The sequence below is a fragment of the Streptomyces fractus genome (genome assembly GCF_049844455.1).
Classification (GTDB): domain Bacteria; phylum Actinomycetota; class Actinomycetes; order Streptomycetales; family Streptomycetaceae; genus Streptomyces; species Streptomyces fractus.
The window spans coordinates 3,352,142-3,370,570 of the sequence record NZ_JBMYHI010000002.1 but is presented as its reverse complement, the minus strand read 5'-3'; the positions used below and the strand labels follow the sequence as shown (position 1 = coordinate 3,370,570).

The window sequence follows — 18,429 nt, the reverse complement described above, 5'->3', positions numbered from 1 at the left end:
AGGAAGGGACCTGACTCATGGGAGCCCAGCTCCGGGTCTACAAGCGTCGCATCCGATCCGTCACCGCGACCAAGAAGATCACCAAGGCGATGGAGATGATCGCTGCCTCGCGTGTCGTCAAGGCACAGCGCAAGGTGGCGGCCTCCACGCCGTACGCGACCGAGCTGACGCGCGCGGTCACGGCGGTGGGGACCGGGTCGAACACCAAGCACCCGCTGACGACCGAGTCGGAGACGGCGACCCGTTCCGCGGTTCTGCTCCTCACGAGCGACCGCGGTCTGGCCGGCGCCTTCAACTCGAACGCCATCAAGGCCGCCGAGCAGCTCACCGAGCGGCTCGAGGCCGAGGGCAAGGAGGTCGACACGTACATCGTCGGCCGCCGCGGTCTGGCCCACTACAACTTCCGCGAGCGCAAGGTCGTGGAGTCGTGGGCGGGCTTCACCGACGAGCCCACGTACGCGGACGCCAAGAAGGTCGCGGCCCCGCTGATCGAGGCGATCGAGAAGGAGACGGCGGAGGGCGGCGTGGATGAACTCCACATCGTCTACACCGAGTTCGTCTCGATGATGACGCAGACGGCCATCGACGGCCGGCTGCTGCCGCTCAGCCTCGAAGAGGTGGCGGAGGAGTCGAAGGCGTCCGGCAAGGGCGACGAGATCCTTCCGCTGTACGACTTCGAGTCGTCGGCGGAGGACGTCCTCGACGCCCTGCTGCCGCGCTACGTCGAGAGCCGGATCTACAACGCGCTGCTCCAGTCGGCTGCCTCCAAGCACGCCGCCACGCGCCGCGCGATGAAGTCGGCGACCGACAACGCGGGAGAGCTGATCAACAACCTCTCCCGTCTTGCCAACGCGGCCCGCCAGGCCGAAATCACCCAGGAAATCAGCGAGATCGTCGGTGGCGCCAGCGCCCTGGCCGACGCGAACGCGGGGAGTGACAAGTAATGACGACCACTGTTGAGACCGCGACGGCCACGGGCCGCGTCGCCCGGGTCATCGGCCCGGTCGTCGACGTGGAGTTCCCCGTCGACGCGATGCCGGACATCTACAACGCCCTGCACGTCGAGGTCAACGACCCGGCCGAGGACGGCAAGCGCAAGACCCTGACGCTCGAGGTCGCCCAGCACCTCGGTGACGGCCTGGTCCGCGCGATCTCCATGCAGCCGACCGACGGCCTGGTCCGCCAGGCCCCGGTCGTCGACACCGGCGCCTCCATCACGGTGCCCGTCGGCGACTTCACCAAGGGCAAGGTGTTCAACACCCTCGGCGAGGTCCTGAACGTCGACGAGCAGTACACCGGCGAGCGCTGGGGCATCCACCGCAAGGCGCCGAACTTCGACGAGCTCGAGTCGAAGACCGAGATGTTCGAGACCGGCATCAAGGTCGTCGACCTTCTCACCCCGTACGTCAAGGGTGGAAAGATCGGCCTCTTCGGCGGTGCCGGCGTCGGCAAGACGGTGCTCATCCAGGAGATGATCTACCGCGTCGCCAACAACCACGACGGTGTCTCCGTGTTCGCCGGTGTCGGCGAGCGCACCCGTGAGGGCAACGACCTCATCGAGGAGATGGCCGAGTCCGGCGTCATCGACAAGACCGCGCTTGTCTTCGGTCAGATGGACGAGCCGCCGGGCACCCGTCTGCGCGTGGCCCTCGCGGGTCTGACCATGGCGGAGTACTTCCGCGATGTGCAGAAGCAGGACGTGCTGTTCTTCATCGACAACATCTTCCGCTTCACGCAGGCCGGTTCCGAGGTCTCGACCCTCCTTGGTCGCATGCCCTCGGCCGTGGGTTACCAGCCGAACCTCGCCGACGAGATGGGCCTCCTCCAGGAGCGCATCACCTCGACGCGTGGTCACTCGATCACGTCCATGCAGGCCATTTACGTGCCCGCGGACGACCTGACCGACCCGGCCCCGGCGACCACGTTCGCCCACCTCGACGCGACGACGGTGCTTTCCCGTCCGATCTCCGAGAAGGGCATCTACCCGGCCGTGGACCCGCTGGACTCCACGTCCCGCATCCTGGACCCCCGCTACATCGCGGCGGACCACTACAACACGGCCATGCGTGTCAAGACGGTCCTCCAGAAGTACAAGGACCTTCAGGACATCATCGCGATCCTCGGTATCGACGAGCTCGGCGAGGAGGACAAGCTCACTGTCCACCGCGCCCGTCGCGTGGAGCGCTTCCTGTCGCAGAACACCCACGTCGCCAAGCAGTTCACCGGCGTCGACGGGTCGGACGTGCCGCTGGACGAGACGATCACGGCCTTCAACGCGATCATCGACGGCGATTACGACCACTTCCCGGAGCAGGCGTTCTTCCTGTGCGGTGGCATTGAGGACCTCAAGGCCAACGCCAAGGAGCTCGGCGTCTCCTGAGCCCCGTGCTCGCAGGGAGGGTCGGGGGTATGTCCCGGCCCTCCCGTCACGCCCACTAGACTTTGAACCGACACCCGGCAGCGGATGCCGCCGGGTGGTGACCCGAGGAGCCCACCTTGGCTGCTGAGCTGCACGTCGAGCTCGTCGCCGCGGACCGCAGTGTCTGGTCCGGCGAGGCCACCCTGGTCGTCGCGCGTACCACGTCCGGCGACATCGGCGTCATGCCCGGTCACCAGCCGCTGCTCGGTGTGCTGGAGTCGGGACCCGTGACGATCCGTACGACGGACGGGGGGACGATCGTGGCGGCTGTCCACGGCGGTTTCATCTCGTTCGCCGACAACAAGCTGTCCCTGCTGGCCGAGATCGCCGAGCTTTCGGACGAGATCGACGCCCAGCGGGCGGAGCGGGCGCTGGAGCGCGCGAAGTCGGACGCCGACGCGTCCGCGGAGCGTCGCGCCGACGTACGACTCCGTACGGTGGCGGCGCGCTGAATCCAGCGAGCCACATGATGTACCTCAGCCGCGGTCCAGGCCGGAGATAATCTCCGGACCGGGTCGCGGCTGAGGCGATCTACCGGTAGTTGCTGTTTTTGCAGTTCCGTTATCAGGCATCCGGTGCCTGATCGGTCGAGAAGCGAGGAGGTCGGTGCGGATGGTCCTCGTTCTCGTGCTGTGCGTGGTCGCGGTCGTCGTGCTCGTGGTGGTGGGGCTTGTCGCCTTCGGGGTGCGGCGGCGGCTCATCCAGCGTTCCGGTGGCACGTTCGACTGTTCGTTGCGCTGGGACGCGCCGGCGCCCGACGAGGCCGACGCCTCCGGCAAAGGGTGGGGCTACGGCATCGCCCGCTACAACGGCGACCGGGTCGAGTGGTTCCGCGTCTTCTCGTACGCGCCCCGCCCGAAGCGGATCCTGGAGCGGGCGGCCATCGAGGTCACCGGGCGGCGGTCCCCGGAGGGCGAGGAGGAACTTGCGCTCCTCTCCGACGCGATGATCCTGGCCTGTACGCATCGCGGTACGCGTCTCGAACTCGCCATGTCCGAGGACGCGTTGACCGGTTTCCTGGCGTGGCTCGAGGCGGCGCCTCCGGGCCAGCGGGTCAACGTGGCGTAACGCCTCGGGGCTCCGCCCCGGACCCCGCTGCTCAATCGCCGCAGGGGCTTGAAAACGGAAGAAGCCGGGCGCACGGGGGGCGTTCCCGTGGGCCCGGCTTCGGCTTTGGGGCCCGCTACTTCAGGCCGGAGTTGATGGCTGTGACCAGTTCACCGTTCGCGGTGTCTCCCGAGAACTCCCAGAAGAACGCGCCGCCCAGGCCCTGCGACTTGGCCCAGGTCATCTTCGAGCCGATCGTCGCCGGGGTGTCGTAGGACCACCAGTCCGAGCCGCAGTACGCGTACGCCGTACCGGCGACCGTGCCGTTCGACGGGCACTTGGTCTTGAGGACCTTGTAGTCCTCGATGCCCTGCTCGTACGTGCCGGCCGCGGGACCCGTGGCCGTGCCGCCCGGCTCCTTCTGCGTGACGCCGGTCCAGCCGCGCCCGTAGAAGCCGATGCCCAGCAACAGCTTGCTCGCCGGGACGCCCTGCGCCTTCAGCTTGGCGATCGCCTCGGCGGAGTTGAAGCCCTGCTGCGGGATGCCGGAGTACGAGGTGAGCGGCGAGTGCGGGGCCGTCGGGCCCTTCGCGTCCCAGGCGCCGAAGAAGTCGTACGTCATGACGTTGTACCAGTCGAGGGACTGGGCGGCGCCCGCGTAGTCGTTCTTCTCGATCTTGCCGCCGGAGGAGGCGTCGGCCGTGATCGCCGCCGTCACCAGGTTCTGCGAGCCGAACTTCGAACGCAGCGCCGTGGACAGCTTCTTGAGCGCGTCCTGGCCGCTCGTGTCGCAGCTCAGACCGCACGCGTTCGGGTACTCCCAGTCGATGTCGATGCCGTCGAAGACATCGGCCCAGCGCGGGTCCTCGACCAGCTTGTAGCAGGAGTCGGCGAACGCGGCCGGATCCTTCGCGGCCTCACCGAAGCCGCCGGACCAGGTCCAGCCGCCGAAGGACCAGAGGATCTTGAGGTTCGGGTGCTTGGCCTTCAGCTGGCGCAGCTGGTTGATGGCGCCCCGCAGCGGCTGGTCCCAGGTGTCGGCCTGCCCGGAGACGGAGTTGGCGGCCGTGTACGCCATGTCGGTGTCGGCGTAGGAATCGCCCATGGTGCACTTGCCGCCCTGGACGTTGCCGAAGGCGTAGTTGATGTGCGTGACCTTGGCGGCCGAGCCGGAGGTCTCCAGGTTCTTCGGGTAGTACTGGCGGCCGTAGACGCCCCAGTCGGTGAAGTAGCCCAGGTTCACCTTGCCGCCGGTGCCAGGGCCGGGGTCCGTGCCGCCGCCCGTCGTGTGCACCTTGACGGAGCCGGACACCGGGCCCGTCTGGTCGGCGGTGTCGCGGGCCCGCATCGTGTACGAGTAGTCGGTGCCGGCGCTCAGCCCCGTGTCGGTGTACGAGGTGCCGGTCACCGTCGCGACCTTGGCGCCGTCGCGCAGCACGTCGTAGTTCTTGACGCCCTTGTCGTCGGTGGCGGCTCCCCAGGACAGCTTGGCGGAGGTGTCGGTGACGCCCGATGCGGTCGGCGTGCCGGGAGCGGAGGGTGCCGCGTCGCCGGGTACGTCGCCGCCGTCGCAGGAGGCGCCGTTGAGCTTGCAGCCCGTGGGGGCGCCGGAGCCGGTGCCGTTGAAGCCGAAGGAGACCGAGGCTCCGGGGGCGAGGGACCCGTTCCAGGAGAGGTTCTTGCCGGTCCAGTGGTCGGCGGAGTTGGTGACGGTCGCGTCCCAGGCCGAGGTCACCTTCGTACCGGACGGGAAGTCCCACTCGACGGCCCATGAACTGACCGCGCTGGTACCGGAGTTCTTGATGGTCCACTTGCCCTCGAAGCCGCTGCCCCAGTCCTGGGTCTTGGCATACGTGGCGGTGACGGTGGAGGCGTCTGCGGCGGCGTGGGAGGGGGTGGCGAGGCCGACGAGGGCGGCGGCCGGGAGGACGAGGGTCGCGAGTGCCGCGGTCCCTCTGTGCCGAAGTCTCTTTCTGGGCGGGTCGGTCGGGTGCATCGGATGCATCGGGTGCTCCTCGGGAGGTCCGGGGTCCGTGATGGGGGTGGAACCCTGCGACGCCCATGAGCACCGGAGTGGGGGGTGTGCTCACCGCAGTGCGGCGAGAATAGAAAGGTCTGGACCAGCGGTCAAGGTCTAAACCAATCACGGCTTTCGGCCAATTTCCTGGGCCAGTACGGCCGCCTGGACCCTGCTGCGGAGGTTCAACTTGGCCAGCAGGCGGCTGACATGGGTTTTCACCGTGGCCTCGGCCATATCGAGGCGGTCCGCGATCTCCGCGTTGGACAGGCCCTGGCCCAGGCGGTCCAGGACCTCGCGCTCGCGGCGCGTCAGGGTCTCCAACTCCGCGGGAGGCGCCGCCTGTTCACCTCCGGTGGGGTGCGCGAACTCGGCGATGAGCCGGCGCGTGACGGCTGCCGCGATCAGCCCCTCGCCGCGCGCCACCGTCCGTACGCCCTCGATCAGGTCCTTCGCGTCCGCGTTCTTGAGCAGGAACCCGGACGCCCCCGCGCGCAGCGCCCCGAAGACATACGCGTCGAGGTCGAAGGTGGTCAGCACGAGCACGTCGGCGAGCCCCTCGGCGACCACCGCGCGCGTGGCCGAAACCCCGTCGAGCCGCGGCATCTGTACGTCCATCAGGACCAGATCGGCCCGCAGCTCGCGGGCCAGTTCCACCGCCCGCTCGCCGTCCTCGGCCTCGCCGACGACCTCGATGTCGGGCGCGCTGTTCAGAATGAGCACGAGCCCGGCCCGTACGGCGGACTGGTCCTCGGCGACGAGTACGCGGATCACTCGGTGACTCCTTCCAGGGGGAGGCGGGCGCACACCCGCCAGACCTTTCCGCCCGCGGTGTCGGGCCCCGCCTCGAACGTGCCGCCGAGCAGCGCCGCCCGCTCCCGCATCCCGACGAGCCCGGCACCGGAGCCCGGCGCGCGCGGCCCGTCCCGGTCACCGTACGGACTGTCGACCCGCACCTCGACGCGATCGGCGGAGCGGTCGACGGCCACCGTGACCGGGCCCTGCGCCGCGTGCTTGAGCGCGTTCGTGAGGGATTCCTGGACGATGCGGTAGGCGGCGAGCTCGACCGGCGCGGGCAGGCCGGTGACGGCGCCGGACACGGCCAGCCGGACGTCGAGACCGTTCGTGCGGGACTGCTCGACGAGGGCGCCGAGGCCCGCCAGGGTGGGCGCGGCGAACGGCTCGGAGTCCTCGCCCGCGTCCCGCAGGATGCCGATGAGGCGGCGCATCTCGGCGAGGCCGTCGACGCTGTTCTCGCGGATCGTCGTCAGCGCCGTACGCGTGGTGTCCGGATCGTCGAGGGAGAGCGCGGCCGTGGAGTGGATCGCGATCGCCGACAGGTGGTTCGCCACCATGTCGTGCAGCTCGCGGGCCATCCGGGCGCGCTCAGCGGTCACCGCCTGCGCCCGGTCGAGCTCGGCGAGCAGCGCGGTCTGCTCGGCCCGCAGCCGCTCGGCCTGCGCGGCCTCGCGGTGGCCGCGCACCAGCAGGCCGGTGGCGGCGGGACCGAACGCGACGAGTCCGGTCGCGACACCGATCAGGATCGCCTCCGGCTGCCGCAGCCAGGCGAAGAACCCGAGGGTGACGGCGACGGTCACCAGGCCGGTGACGACCGGGAGGCGGCGGGCCGCGGCCGGGGTCCCGTACAGCGCGGCCGCGTACATCAGGTCCGTGTACATGAGCACCGTGGCCAGGCTGCCCTGCGTGAACTGGTCGGCGATCAGGACGAGCGTGCCGGTGACGACAGCGAAGCGCGGGTTGGTGCGGCGCAGCAGTTCGAGACCCGCCATCGCGACGAGCGGCACGAGCACCCAGGAACCGTAGAAGACCCGTCCCGTGTTCATGCCGAGCCCGACGCCCCACAGCACGAGCCCGCCGAGCAGCCCGCCGACGGCGATGCGCACGTCGTCCCGGTGCGGACGGGGAAGGGCGGTGGCCTGCATACCCCCATCCAACACGGCCGCAGCGATCCTGCCATGGTGCCGCGGGACGAGCGGGGGAGCGGCGGCACTACATCGAAGGATGCAGTCCCACTTCGTCATGTACGACGACGATCACGCGGCCCCCGGCAGGGAGCCTGGAAGTGGGGAACGAGAGGAGTCCACCGTGATCGTCACGCTGATCGTCATCTGCGAGGTCGCCTTCTGGGTGCTCCTCGCCGCAGGCCTCGTCCTGCGCTACTGGGCGAAGATGCCGCGCGCGAGCGTCGCCGTGCTGCTGTGCGAGCCGCTCCTCGAAGTGCTGCTGCTCGTCGTCACGGCCATCGACCTGAAGAACGGCGCCGAGCCGGACTGGAAGCACGGCCTCGCCGCCGTCTACATCGGCTACTCCGTCGCCCTCGGCCACTACACGGTCAAGTGGGTCGACGTCCGCGTCGCCCACCGCTTCGCGGGCGGCCCGCCCCCGTCGACGCCCAAGTACGGGGTGGCGCGCGCGATCCACGAGTGGAAGCTGGCCGCGCGCTGGATCCTCGCCGCCGTCATCGCGATGGGCCTGTTGCAGGCGGCGATCTGGTACGTGGGTCCCGACGGGGCCACCGATTCGCTCACGCAGTGGCAGCAGCGCATGCTCTTCCTGATCGCGATCAACGTGATCATCGCGCTGAGCTACACGGTGTTCCCGAAGAGGGCCCCGGCCGTGACGACGAACAAGGGATAGGCCCTAACGCTCGCCGCCCGGCACCCACAGCACGTCCCCGACCTCCTTGTTCGCGATGCGGGCCAAGATGAACAGGAGGTCGGAGAGGCGGTTCAGGTAGGTCGCGGTGAGCGGGTTCATCGTCTCGCCGTGGACCTCCATCGCCGCCCACGTCGACCGCTCCGCGCGCCGCGCGACGGTGCAGGCCTGGTGCAGGAGGGCCGCGCCGGCGGTGCCGCCCGGCAGGATGAAGGAGCGGAGCTTCTCCAACTGCTCGTTGAAGTGGTCGCAGTCCGCCTCCAGCTTGTCGACGTAGAACTGCTCGACACGCAGCGGCGGGAACTCGGGGTTCTCGACGACGGGGGTGGAGAGGTCCGCGCCGACGTCGAACAGGTCGTTCTGCACGCGCACCAGCACCTTCACCACCTCCTCCTCGAGGCCGCCGAGGGCGATCGCCGTGCCGATGACGGCGTTGGCCTCGTTGGCGTCCGCGTACGCCGAGATCCGCGGATCGGTCTTGGCGGTGCGGCTCATGTCGCCGAGGGCGGTGCTGCCCTTGTCTCCGGTACGGGTGTAGATGCGCGTCAGATTGACCATGCGACCACCCTAATTAGTCCCGCCCGTCACCCACCGCCGCCCTTGAACGAAGCCCTGCGGGCTGCCCCTATTGTCTGGCCCGCCGGAAGCCGCGTGTGCCGACCGTCACGGCGAGCGCCGCGAAGGCGAGCGCGACCAGCACCCCGTACAGCATGTTCGCCGTCGCGTAGTGGCCGACGTACGCGTCCCGCATCGCGTCCACGAGGTAGCGCAGCGGCATCACGTGCGAGAGCGCGTCCAGCCAGCCGGGTGCGAGGGCCATCGGCAGCATCAGGCCCGAGAGCAGCATCGACGGCATGGTGACGGCGTTGATGACGGGCCCGAACTCCTGCGGCGTACGGGCCTTGAAGGCGAGCGCGTACGACAGGGACGCCAGCGACACCGTCAGGAGCGCCACGAAGGCGAAGCCGATCAGGATGCCCGCGAGCGGTGCCCGCAGGCCCATCGCGAGCGCGGTGAGCACGAGCAGTACGGCCTGGAAGGCGAACAGCGCGGTGTCGCGCAGCACGCGGCCGAGCAGCAGCGCGAGCCGGCTGACGGGCGTGACCTGCATGCGCTGGACCACTCCGGTGTTCTTCTCGAGGATGATGCCGAAACCGCAGAACGCGGCGCCGAACAGGCTGAGTTGAAGCAGCAGGCCGGGCACGAGCACCTGCCAGGAGCTGCCGCTGGAACCCAGCGGGAGGCCGGTCAGCAGCGGACCGAAGAACAGCAGGTACAGCAGCGGCATGAGGATGCCGAAGAGCATCTGGAACCGGGAGGAGAGGGTCTGGCGGGCGTAGCGCCCGAAGATGATCGCGGTGTCGGAAGCCAAGGTTCTCATCGTGCTCACACCGCCACCGGGGTCGTGTCCACGGGTGCGGGACCGCGCCCGGTGATCGCCAGGAAGGTGTCCTGGAGCGTCGCGTCGATCGACCCGCCGTGCGCCAGCTTGAGTGCGCTGGGCGTGCCCTCGGCGGCCACGACTCCCTTGTCCACGACGACGATCCGGTCCGCGAGCGCGTCCGCCTCGTCGAGGTAGTGCGTGGTCAGGAAGACGGTCGTGCCGTGCTCCGCGCGCAGCCTGCGGACCAGGTCCCACAGGTCGGCGCGGCTGCCGGGGTCGAGCCCTGTCGTCGGCTCGTCGAGGAAGAGCACCTTGGGGTGGTGAACGAGCCCCATCGCGATGTCGAGGCGGCGCCGCTGCCCGCCGGAGAGCGCGGCGGTTCTGCGCTCCATGAGGCCCGTGAGGCCGAGATCCGCCGCCAACTCCTCGGCGCGCGCGGCGGCCCGGGGCTTCGGGAGGCGGTAGAGGCGGCCCTGCGTGACCAGTTCCTCGCGCACGGAGACGTTCGGGTCGACGCCGCCGGACTGGGCGACGTAGCCGACCGAGCGTCGCACCCCCGCGGGGTCGCTCGCCAGGTCGTGTCCCGCGACGGTGGCCGCGCCGCCGGTGGGCGCGAGCAACGTGGCGAGCATCCGCAGAGTCGTGGTCTTGCCCGCGCCGTTCGGGCCGAGGAAGCCGAGGATCTCGCCCGGCTCGACGCGCAGGTCGATGGAGCGGACCGCCTCGACGGGGCCGTTCTTGGTGGTGAAGGTCCGGGCGAGCCCGGACGCGCTGATGACTGCCATACGAGCCAGAAAAACAGAGTCGCTGAAATTTTGCAACGTCCCCAAAATTTCAGCGAGGCCAGCAAACCCGTAGAATCGGCGCATGGCAGAAGGGCTCAGGGAGCGGAAGAAGCGGCAGACCAGGCAGTACATCTCGGACGTGGCGACCGGGCTGTTCCTGGAGCGCGGCTTCGACGCGGTGACCGTCGCGGAGATCGCGGACGCGGCGAACGTCTCCGTGAACACCGTCTACAACTACTTCCCGGCGAAGGAGGACCTGTTCCTCGACCGGTCCAAGGGCGTCGTCGACCGCATGTCGAGATGGGTGCGCGCCCGAGACGCGGGGGAGTCCGCGGCCGCCGCCGTGCTGCGCGAACTGCGTGAGGAGATCGAGTCGGTCTCGCCGCGCGTCGGACTCATGGACGGCTACAGCGAGTTCATGCGCGTCGTGCACGCCGCACCCGCCCTGCGCTCCCGGCTGTGGGCCATCCAGCAGGAGGTCCACGACAACCTCGTGGAGACGCTGCGCGAGGAGACCGGCGCCGCGGGGGACGACCCGCTGCCGGACCTGATCGCGGGTCAGATCGGCTGGGTCCACCAGACGGTGATGGCGGGCATCGGGCGCCGGATGGTCGAGGGCGGCAGCCCCGCCGAGGTCTCCCGTCAGATGCTCGACGTGCTCGACGAGATGGAGGAACTTCTGAGCGAGAAGGTGCTCAACTACGCCGTCCGTGACGCCTGATGACCATGAATGATCGATCACTGCGCCGGACCAGTGTGATGTCCGTCATTCGAGACGTGACGCGCATCTCTTAGCGGTCACACGGCCGCTCACGGGCGCTAGTGTCCGCCGGAGAACAACGTAAACAGCGGTTAAGCGGTCGCGCGGGACACGCGGTTAGGGGACGTACGTGGCAGGGAAGCTCGCCGTCATCGGAGCCGGCCTCATGGGGTCGGGCATCGCTCAGGTCTCCGCCCAGGCGGGCTGGGACGTCGTGTTGCGCGACGTCACCGACGAAGCGCTCACGCGCGGCACCGACGGCATCAAGGCCTCGTACGACAAGTTCGTGGGCAAGGGGAAGATGGACGCCGAGGCCGCCGAGGCGGCGCTCGGCCGCATCACCGCGACCACCGACCTGGACGCGGCGGCCGACGCGGACGTCGTCGTCGAGGCCGTCTTCGAGAAGCTCGAGGTGAAGCACGAGATCTTCCGCGCGCTCGACAAGATCGTGCGGGACGACACCGTGCTCGCCTCGAACACCTCGGCCATCCCGATCACCAAGATCGCGGCGGCGACCGCGCACCCGGAGCGCGTCGTCGGCGCGCACTTCTTCTCGCCCGTGCCGATGATGCGGCTGTGCGAGCTGGTGCGCGGCTACAAGACGAGCGACGAAACACTCGCCACCGCGCGGGAGTTCGCCGAGTCCGTCGGCAAGACCTGCATCGTGGTGAACCGGGACGTCGCCGGCTTCGTGACGACCCGTCTCATCTCCGCCCTCGTCGTCGAGGCCGCGAAGCTGTACGAGTCGGGGGTCGCCACCGCCGAGGACATCGACGTCGCCTGCAAGCTGGGCTTCGGGCACGCGATGGGGCCGCTCGCCACCGCGGACCTGACGGGCGTCGACATCCTGCTGCACGCGACCGAGAACATCTACACCGAGTCGCAGGACGAGAAGTTCGCGCCGCCGGAGCTGATGCGCCGGATGGTGGACGCCGGTGACATCGGCCGCAAGAGCGGGCAGGGCTTCTACAAGCACGCTTGATCGCACAGCTGATGCCATGTCACCCCTCGGGGTGAATTCGGTATCGGTTCGCTTACAGACGGCAACTTTCGGCCCCCGCGGCCCGTCAGTTGCAGTGACATACCCAGATCACCCGGATCACCCAGATCACCCAGATCACCTGGATCACATGAACAGCTGAGTACCGGCTCAGAAGCAGTCGCGTACTCCGACCACGCCGAGCACTTCTGTATTTCCCACGGGGAGCGCATATGTACATCAGGGGCGACCACGTCGAGCTGGTCGTCGGGGGCCGCCTCGACGTCCGCAGCGCGGCGGACGCCCGTTCGGTCCTGCACACCGCCGTCGACGACGGAATCGGCGACCTGGTGCTCGACCTGTCCGAACTCGACTCCTGGGACGCGACGGGGCTCGGTGTCATCATGGGCGCCCACCGCCGCGCGGGCCGCTGCGGACGCCGGCTCGTGCTGCGCCGCGTGCCGCCCCAGATGCAGCGCCTGCTCGTCGCCACCAGACTGCACCGGATCCTGGCCATCGAAGGCGGCATCGGCGTCGAGTCCCTGCCGCGCGTCTGAGGCGGAAGGCCGCGCGCGGCCGGGAGTTGCGCGGCCGAACCGGAAGCCATGCCCCCGGAAGGCGTGAACCAGTCATTCCGGTGGGAATCGCCGCCAATCCTCACGAGACTGTGACGTCTCGGGCGACGCGGTACCTCCTGGCGTCGTAGATACTGAGCGAAGCGACAGCGCGGTGCGCACAGGCCGGGAGGGGCAAGCGGCACACCACGCTTATGGGGGGCTTTGACGATGGACCCGACGAACCGGGGACCGGAAGATTTCAGCCAGGAACGGCACGACGGGACGGGGACCGGCGGGGCGCGCCCGCGCCCGCCCCGCGACCCGTCGCCCGACTACGCCCAGGCGTCACCCGCGCTCGCCCGCACCGTGCGACTCGCCTCGGGCGACCACCTGCTGACCGTCAATCCCGTCGACGGCAGCGAGATCGAACCCTGCCCGCCCGGTGAGCGCCCGGACCGGCCCGCCAAGTACGACGCCACGGAGCGTGCGGCGCTCGCCCGCGCCGCCCGGCCACCGCTGCCGCCCGGCCCCGCCCAGCCCCAACTGCCGCTCCTGGAGCGGCAGGAGGAGCGGGAGCGCCTGGTGCGGCTCCTGGCGCGCGGCCGCTCCGTACGGCTCACAGGGCCCCGCGGATCCGGGCGCACGGCGCTGCTCGACCAGATCACCGAGGACTGCGCCGACATCGCGCCCGACGGCGTCGTCCGCCTCTGCGGCCACCGGCGCTCCGTCGAGGACCTGCTGTACGAGCTGTTCGGCGCGGTCCACAAGGCGCCGCTGCACCGCCCCGACCGCGCGCTGCTGCTCGAACTCGTCCACGAGATCGGCGCCGTCGTCGTCCTCGACGACCTCGAGTTCGGCGGCGCCGCGCTCGACGAACTCCTCGAAGCGACGCCCGAGTGCGCCTTCCTGCTGTCCGCGACGCCCGACGTGCCGGCGCCGTCCGCCGACTCGCACGTCGAGGAGGTCTTCCTCGCCGGGCTCGGCCGCGGCGGCGGACAGGAGCTCCTGGAGCGGGCCGTCGGCCGGGTGCTCACCGACGAGGAGGCGCAGTGGGCCGCCGACCTCTGGTTCGAGTCCGAGGGCCTGCCGCTCCGGTTCGTCCAGGCGGGCGCCCTGCTCCGGCAGCGCGACCAACTCCGCACCGACCCCGAGGCGTTCGACGCGTTCGGGTACTACGAGGGCCCCGACGCGGCACCGGTCGACGCGCCCTTCGACGCCGACGGGCACGACGTGCCGCTGCCCGGGCTCGCCGAGGCCGCGGCGCCCGCCGCGCTGCTCGCGTCCCGGCTCGGCGCGTCCGCGCGCGCCACGCTGGAGTTCGCGGTCGCGCTCGGCGGCGAGATCCCGCACCAGGCGCATCTGCCGGCCATCGTCGGTGACACGCACGCCGACGCGGCCCTCGCCGAACTCGTCGCCGGCGCCCTCGTCACCCCGGTCGGCGGCCGCTACCGCCTCGCGGCCGGCGTACGGCAGCAGCTGGAGGCCGCGGGCTACGCGGCCGACTCCGCCGCACGCGGGCGCACCGCCGCCCAGCACTACGCCTGGTGGGCCGCGCACCCGTCCGTGGCGCCCGAGCGGGCGGCCGCCGAGTCCGACGCGGTGCTCGCGGCCCTCGCGGCGACGACGGACCCGGAGGCGTCCGTGGAGCTGGCCCGCGCGGCCGCGCCCGCGTTCGCCGCCGGGCTCGCCTGGAGCGCGTGGGAGCGCGCCCTCAGGTCCGGCCTCGAAGCCGCGCGCGCCACGGGACAGGTCGCTGAAGAGGCGTACTTCCACCACGAGTTGGGCATCCTCGCGCTCCTCGGCGGGCAGCTCGACCGGGCGCGCGTCGAGCTGGAGGCATCCATCGCGCTGCGCGGCGCCGTCGCCGACAAGCACGGCACGATCGCCGGGCGCCGGGCCCTCGCCCTGGTCGCCGACCGCTCGGGCGGCGCGCTGACCGGTGGGCGTACGGCGGCGGGGGAGGAGGTCCCGGACGCGATGTCCGAGGAGTCGGCCTCGCCGCCCGGCGGAGTCCCCGCGTACGCACGGTCCGAGGCGCCGAGCGAGCCCGACACGCTGCTGACCCGTCAGGCCGCCCTGCCCACACCGCCCGCACCGCCCGTGGCGCCCGCCCCGACCGTCGTCGGCGCCAAGGCGCCCTCGCGCAAATCGGTGGTCGGCGGAGCCCGGCGCAACATGGTGGCGGCGGGCGCGGGCGCGCTGCTCGCGGCGGTGCTCGGCACGGTCGTCACGCTCGGCGCCACGTCGGGCAACGACGACCCGCCGTCGGACAGGGTCGACACGAAACCGTCGGCGACGGCGGGGGAGAACGGCGGGGACCTGGGCGCCGACAAGGCGGGCGGCGGCGGTGACGACGGCACGACGAGCGCGGCGCCGACCGACCCGGGCAAGGACGGCGTCCTCGGGACGGCGGACGACCCGACCCCGTCGAGCGGGGCGAGCGACGGGCCCTCCGGCTCGCCGAGCGGCTCGAAGACCCCGGACGACCCGACGAAGTCGCCGAGCAAGTCGCCCACGAAGTCCCCGACCAAGCCGCCGACCAAGACCCCGACGAAGCCGCCCACTTCACCCCCGACGAAGCCGCCGACCACCCCGCCGACGACGCCACCGACAACTCCTCCGACGACACCGCCGACGACCGGGCCAACGACCCCGACCACGGCGAGCGGCCCCATCACGACAACGCCGGGCACTCCGACCATCTGAGCCCCGGCGGCGATTGAGGCGCGGGGACCGGGGCAGAGCCCCGAGACGTCAACCCCGGACCCGCGCGACGCTCAGAAGAGGCGCAGCTTGTCGTCCTCGATGCCTCGCAGCGCGTCATAGTCCAGCACGGCGCAACCGATCCCCCGGTCCGTCGCAAGCACCCGCGCCTGCGGCTTGATCTCCTGCGCCGCGAAGACACCCCGCACTGGGGCAAGGTGCGGATCCCGGTTCAACAGCTCCAGGTAGCGCGTGAGTTGCTCGACACCGTCGATCTCGCCACGGCGCTTGATCTCGACGGCCACGGTCTGTCCGTCGGCGTCCCGGCACAGGATGTCGACCGGGCCGATCGCCGTCATGTACTCGCGGCGAATGAGCGTGTAGCCGTCGCCGAGCGTGTCGATGCGGTCGGCGAGCAGCTCCTGGAGGTGGGCCTCGACGCCGTCCTTGATGAGGCCGGGGTCCACACCGAGCTCGTGCGAGGAGTCGTGGAGGATCTCCTCCATCGTGATGATGAGCTTCTCACCCGCCTTGTTGACGACGGTCCACTTGCCCTCGTCGTCCCCGGTGCCCTCCTTCAGGGTGCACGGCGGCGACATCCAGTTGAGGGGCTTGTAGGCGCGGTCGTCCGCATGGATCGAGACACTGCCGTCCGCCTTCACGAGGATGAGGCGGGGTGCCGACGGGAGGTGGGCGGTGAGCCGGCCCGCGTAATCCACGGAGCAACGGGCGATGACGAGACGCATGGTCGGCAACGCTACTCGAACCCCACGGCTCCACGCACTTCGCCCTAGTAAGCACGGTAAGCACGCGTTCACCATTGGCCGGTTGTGTACGAACGAATACTCCTACGCCCTGTTGCCGTTCGGACACGTTGCCTACCGTAGAAGACAGGAGGTCGCGGCGCGTGCACGCTGCGTGTTCCACGGGCCGTGCGTGCCGAGGCTTCTGCCCTGTCCGTCAACCCCCGCTCCCCGGGGGTGCGAGAGGAGAACCCATGTCGCTCGACGTCTCACCGGCACTGTTGGAACAGGCCGAGCGAGGCGAGGTTGACGAGAAGGACTTCGTCGACTGCGTCCGGACCTCCCTGCCTTACGCATGGGAGATGATCAGCTCCCTGGTGGCTCAGCTGAAGGTCGACGGCGGAGCGTTCGCCGACAACCAGACGCCGCCCCCGGACGAGCAGGCGCGCGGACAGCTTCTGCGTGCGCTCGCGAGTGACGCCATACGTGGGGCGCTGCAGCGGCACTTCGGTGTCCGCCTCGCGTTCCAGAACTGCCACCGGGTCGCGGTGTTCCCGCAGGACCCGGCGGTGGACGAGACGCTCGCCCGCTTCACCTCGGCTCGCAACCAGCTCCTCAACCAGTCACCGGAACTGCGTGACTGCTGAGGGCTGAGGGCGGAACAGCCTTTGCCTGTCGGCCCGTACGCGGGAGGTGCATCTGTACGGGCCGGCGGGTGCCGGGGTGAAGTCCCCACGGCGTCAGTCGAGTTGTGGCAAGACCTCGGCCCCCAGGCGCCGGACGTTCTCCTCCGTCGCCGTGAGATCCCCCGAACCCTCGACGAGCAGCGCGAACCGGGTGATCCCCGTCCGCTCCGAGGTGGCCGCGAGGCGGTCCGCGCACAACTGCGGCGTGCCCACCGGGTGCAGGGAACAGAGCAGCTCCGTGTACGCGTACGGGTCGCGCATCGCCCGCGCCCTGCCGTCGACCGTCACATGGGCGTCGAGCCCCTGCTTCAGCCAGCCGGGCATCGCCTTCAGGAGTGTCTCCGCGGCCTCCGACTCGGTGTCACCGATCTGGGCGACACCGCCGGACACGTGCGCCGCCGCGTAGACCTCCTCGACCGAGCGGCCGGACTCGCGCGCGCGGCGCCGCCACAGGCCGACCATCTCGGCCTTCTCCTCGTCCCCGATGTGCATGCCGAGCAGCATCGGCAGACCCCGCTCGGCGGCGAGCCGCACGCTCTTCGGCGACGTACAGGCGACGATCACTTCCGGCCCTTCCTGGCCCGCGTCGCCGACGGCCCCGCCGATCGCCTCGGTCGGGCGCGGCACGACCGGGACCTCGCGGAAGGCGAAGCGCTCCCCGGAGCCCCCGACGCGCTCGTCCCGGAGCCACTTGAGGAGCAGGTCGAGGGATTCCGGGAACCCCTTCTCGTACGCCTCGAGGCCCGCCCCGAAGACCTCCAGGTCCACCCAGGGCCCGCCCCTGCCGACGCCGAGCGAGAACCGGCCGCCGGACGTGACGTGCAGCAATGCCGCCTGCTCGCCGAGGGCGACCGGGTGCGCGGTGGGCAGCACGCTGACCGCCGTGCCGACCCGGAGTGTGTTCGTGCGGCCGAGCAGCAGCGCGGCCAGTGTGACGGCCGAGGGACAGGTCCCGTACGGCACGAAGTGGTGCTCGGCGAGCCACACCGAGTCGAGCCCCGCCTCTTCGGCGACCTCCGCGGACCGCACCGCGCGGTGCAGGGCCTCTCCCTGCCCCTGGCCCGGAAACTGGGCCGCCAGTACAAACGTCCCTACACGCATCGCACTCCTGCCTCTCTTGGCGCCGACGCGGGCACTCCCCCTGAAGGCAATAACGGTTGGCAAGTGCCAAGGACACGGCCTCCCAAGAAGATTGGCGGATTTTCCGGCAAGTCTTGACGAGACCCCCGCAGCACGGTCCGCGAGTACCTCCCGGCCTTCGGCGTAGGCTTGATACGACCTCCCGCTCCGTTCACACATCCCGAGGTGAGACGTGTCCCCGCGCCGCAACCGCCCGAAGGCAGGCGGATCGTTCAGCAACAGCGAGTCCACCAGGGGCGGGGACGAAGCGAGGCGCTACGGCGGGTTCCAGTCCACGGAGAGCTGGCAGGGCGAGCAGTGGAGCCTGCGCCATGTGGCGGGCGCGAGCGCGGCCGGAAAGACGTACCGCTGCCCCGGCTGCGACCAGCAGATCCCCTCCGGGGTCGCCCATGTCGTGGCCTGGCCGGAGTACGGGGGAGTGGACGACCGGCGGCACTGGCACAAGGCGTGCTGGAACGCGAAGGACCGCCGCACCACGAAGGTGCAGCGGTCCAGGAACGCGCCGAGGTACTGAGGCCGCCGGGCCTGAGGCC

19 protein-coding genes are annotated in these 18,429 nt (G+C 70.4%); 11 read left to right on the top strand and 8 right to left on the bottom strand.

Annotated features, from left to right (window positions below; translation table 11 throughout):
* Positions 1-17 precede the first annotated feature (17 nt).
* The 4 genes from ACP4E5_RS16955 (at position 18) to ACP4E5_RS16940 (ending at position 3,487) form a co-directional block, all read left to right on the top strand.
* The gene (locus ACP4E5_RS16955) at positions 18-944 is read left to right on the top strand and encodes a F0F1 ATP synthase subunit gamma (RefSeq protein ID WP_425829537.1); all 927 of its coding nucleotides are present in this window, start codon (positions 18-20) and stop codon (positions 942-944) included.
* The gene (gene atpD, locus ACP4E5_RS16950; RefSeq protein ID WP_425829535.1) at positions 944-2,380 is read left to right on the top strand and encodes a F0F1 ATP synthase subunit beta; all 1,437 of its coding nucleotides are present in this window, start codon (positions 944-946) and stop codon (positions 2,378-2,380) included. The genes ACP4E5_RS16955 and atpD overlap by 1 nt, the downstream gene beginning before the upstream one ends.
* 116 nt (positions 2,381-2,496) lie before the next feature.
* Entirely contained in the window at positions 2,497-2,871 is a 375-nt protein-coding gene (locus tag ACP4E5_RS16945) for a F0F1 ATP synthase subunit epsilon (protein WP_385762538.1), read from the top strand.
* 160 nt (positions 2,872-3,031) lie between these two features.
* Entirely contained in the window at positions 3,032-3,487 is a 456-nt protein-coding gene (locus ACP4E5_RS16940; RefSeq protein ID WP_425829532.1) for a DUF2550 domain-containing protein, read from the top strand.
* A gap of 115 nt (positions 3,488-3,602) precedes the next feature.
* On the opposite strand, the gene ACP4E5_RS16935 is transcribed toward ACP4E5_RS16940, so the two are convergent.
* The 3 genes from ACP4E5_RS16935 to ACP4E5_RS16925 all read right to left on the bottom strand — a co-directional run bounded on the left by ACP4E5_RS16935 (position 3,603) and on the right by ACP4E5_RS16925 (position 7,426).
* Positions 3,603-5,462, bottom strand: coding sequence for a glycosyl hydrolase family 18 protein (locus tag ACP4E5_RS16935; RefSeq protein ID WP_425841399.1), 1,860 nt, complete (start codon positions 5,460-5,462; stop codon positions 3,603-3,605).
* A 147-nt stretch (positions 5,463-5,609) separates the two neighbouring features.
* The gene (locus ACP4E5_RS16930) at positions 5,610-6,257 is read right to left on the bottom strand and encodes a response regulator (protein ID WP_425829530.1); all 648 of its coding nucleotides are present in this window, start codon (positions 6,255-6,257) and stop codon (positions 5,610-5,612) included.
* Positions 6,254-7,426: a sensor histidine kinase gene (locus tag ACP4E5_RS16925; RefSeq protein ID WP_425829528.1), complete on the bottom strand. Its 1,173-nt coding sequence runs from the start codon at positions 7,424-7,426 to the stop codon at positions 6,254-6,256. Before ACP4E5_RS16925 ends, ACP4E5_RS16930 begins: the two co-directional genes overlap by 4 nt.
* A gap of 163 nt (positions 7,427-7,589) precedes the next feature.
* Here ACP4E5_RS16925 and ACP4E5_RS16920 point away from each other — a divergent pair, with 163 nt between their 5' ends.
* Positions 7,590-8,141: a hypothetical protein gene (locus tag ACP4E5_RS16920; RefSeq protein ID WP_425829526.1), complete on the top strand. Its 552-nt coding sequence runs from the start codon at positions 7,590-7,592 to the stop codon at positions 8,139-8,141.
* Between the two features lie 3 nt (positions 8,142-8,144).
* On the opposite strand, the gene ACP4E5_RS16915 is transcribed toward ACP4E5_RS16920, so the two are convergent.
* The 3 genes from ACP4E5_RS16915 to ACP4E5_RS16905 form a co-directional block, all read right to left on the bottom strand.
* Complete coding sequence (locus tag ACP4E5_RS16915) at positions 8,145-8,717, bottom strand: cob(I)yrinic acid a,c-diamide adenosyltransferase (protein ID WP_425829524.1); 573 nt, start codon at positions 8,715-8,717, stop codon at positions 8,145-8,147.
* A gap of 67 nt (positions 8,718-8,784) precedes the next feature.
* A complete protein-coding gene (locus tag ACP4E5_RS16910; protein WP_425829522.1) occupies positions 8,785-9,540 on the bottom strand; it encodes an ABC transporter permease in 756 nt (251 codons plus the stop codon).
* A gap of 5 nt (positions 9,541-9,545) precedes the next feature.
* Complete coding sequence (locus ACP4E5_RS16905) at positions 9,546-10,328, bottom strand: ABC transporter ATP-binding protein (protein WP_425829520.1); 783 nt, start codon at positions 10,326-10,328, stop codon at positions 9,546-9,548.
* 82 nt (positions 10,329-10,410) lie between these two features.
* Here ACP4E5_RS16905 and ACP4E5_RS16900 point away from each other — a divergent pair, with 82 nt between their 5' ends.
* From ACP4E5_RS16900 to ACP4E5_RS16885, 4 genes are all read left to right on the top strand, one after another.
* Positions 10,411-11,049, top strand: coding sequence for a TetR/AcrR family transcriptional regulator (locus ACP4E5_RS16900; RefSeq protein ID WP_425829518.1), 639 nt, complete (start codon positions 10,411-10,413; stop codon positions 11,047-11,049).
* A gap of 169 nt (positions 11,050-11,218) precedes the next feature.
* Positions 11,219-12,070, top strand: a complete 852-nt coding sequence (locus tag ACP4E5_RS16895; RefSeq protein ID WP_425829516.1) for a 3-hydroxyacyl-CoA dehydrogenase family protein — start codon at positions 11,219-11,221, stop codon at positions 12,068-12,070.
* A 230-nt stretch (positions 12,071-12,300) separates the two neighbouring features.
* Positions 12,301-12,624 carry an STAS domain-containing protein gene (locus tag ACP4E5_RS16890; protein ID WP_266714147.1) on the top strand — a complete coding sequence of 108 codons (324 nt, stop codon included), beginning with the start codon at positions 12,301-12,303 and terminating at the stop codon, positions 12,622-12,624.
* Between the two features lie 228 nt (positions 12,625-12,852).
* Positions 12,853-15,330 carry an ATP-binding protein gene (locus ACP4E5_RS16885; RefSeq protein ID WP_425829513.1) on the top strand — a complete coding sequence of 826 codons (2,478 nt, stop codon included), beginning with the start codon at positions 12,853-12,855 and terminating at the stop codon, positions 15,328-15,330.
* Positions 15,331-15,401: 71 nt separating this feature from the next.
* On the opposite strand, the gene nucS is transcribed toward ACP4E5_RS16885, so the two are convergent.
* The gene (nucS, locus tag ACP4E5_RS16880) at positions 15,402-16,073 is read right to left on the bottom strand and encodes an endonuclease NucS (protein WP_425829511.1); all 672 of its coding nucleotides are present in this window, start codon (positions 16,071-16,073) and stop codon (positions 15,402-15,404) included.
* Positions 16,074-16,324: 251 nt separating this feature from the next.
* Here nucS and ACP4E5_RS16875 point away from each other — a divergent pair, with 251 nt between their 5' ends.
* Positions 16,325-16,717, top strand: a complete 393-nt coding sequence (locus tag ACP4E5_RS16875) for an SCO5389 family protein (protein ID WP_425829509.1) — start codon at positions 16,325-16,327, stop codon at positions 16,715-16,717.
* A 93-nt stretch (positions 16,718-16,810) separates the two neighbouring features.
* Here the strand turns inward: ACP4E5_RS16875 and ACP4E5_RS16870 are convergent, their stop codons facing one another.
* The gene (locus ACP4E5_RS16870) at positions 16,811-17,857 is read right to left on the bottom strand and encodes an LLM class flavin-dependent oxidoreductase (RefSeq protein WP_425829507.1); all 1,047 of its coding nucleotides are present in this window, start codon (positions 17,855-17,857) and stop codon (positions 16,811-16,813) included.
* Positions 17,858-18,068: 211 nt separating this feature from the next.
* Here ACP4E5_RS16870 and ACP4E5_RS16865 point away from each other — a divergent pair, with 211 nt between their 5' ends.
* On the top strand, positions 18,069-18,410 hold the full coding sequence (locus ACP4E5_RS16865) for an ATP/GTP-binding protein (RefSeq protein ID WP_425829505.1): 342 nt from the start codon (positions 18,069-18,071) through the stop codon (positions 18,408-18,410).
* The last annotated feature ends 19 nt before the right edge of the window (positions 18,411-18,429 follow it).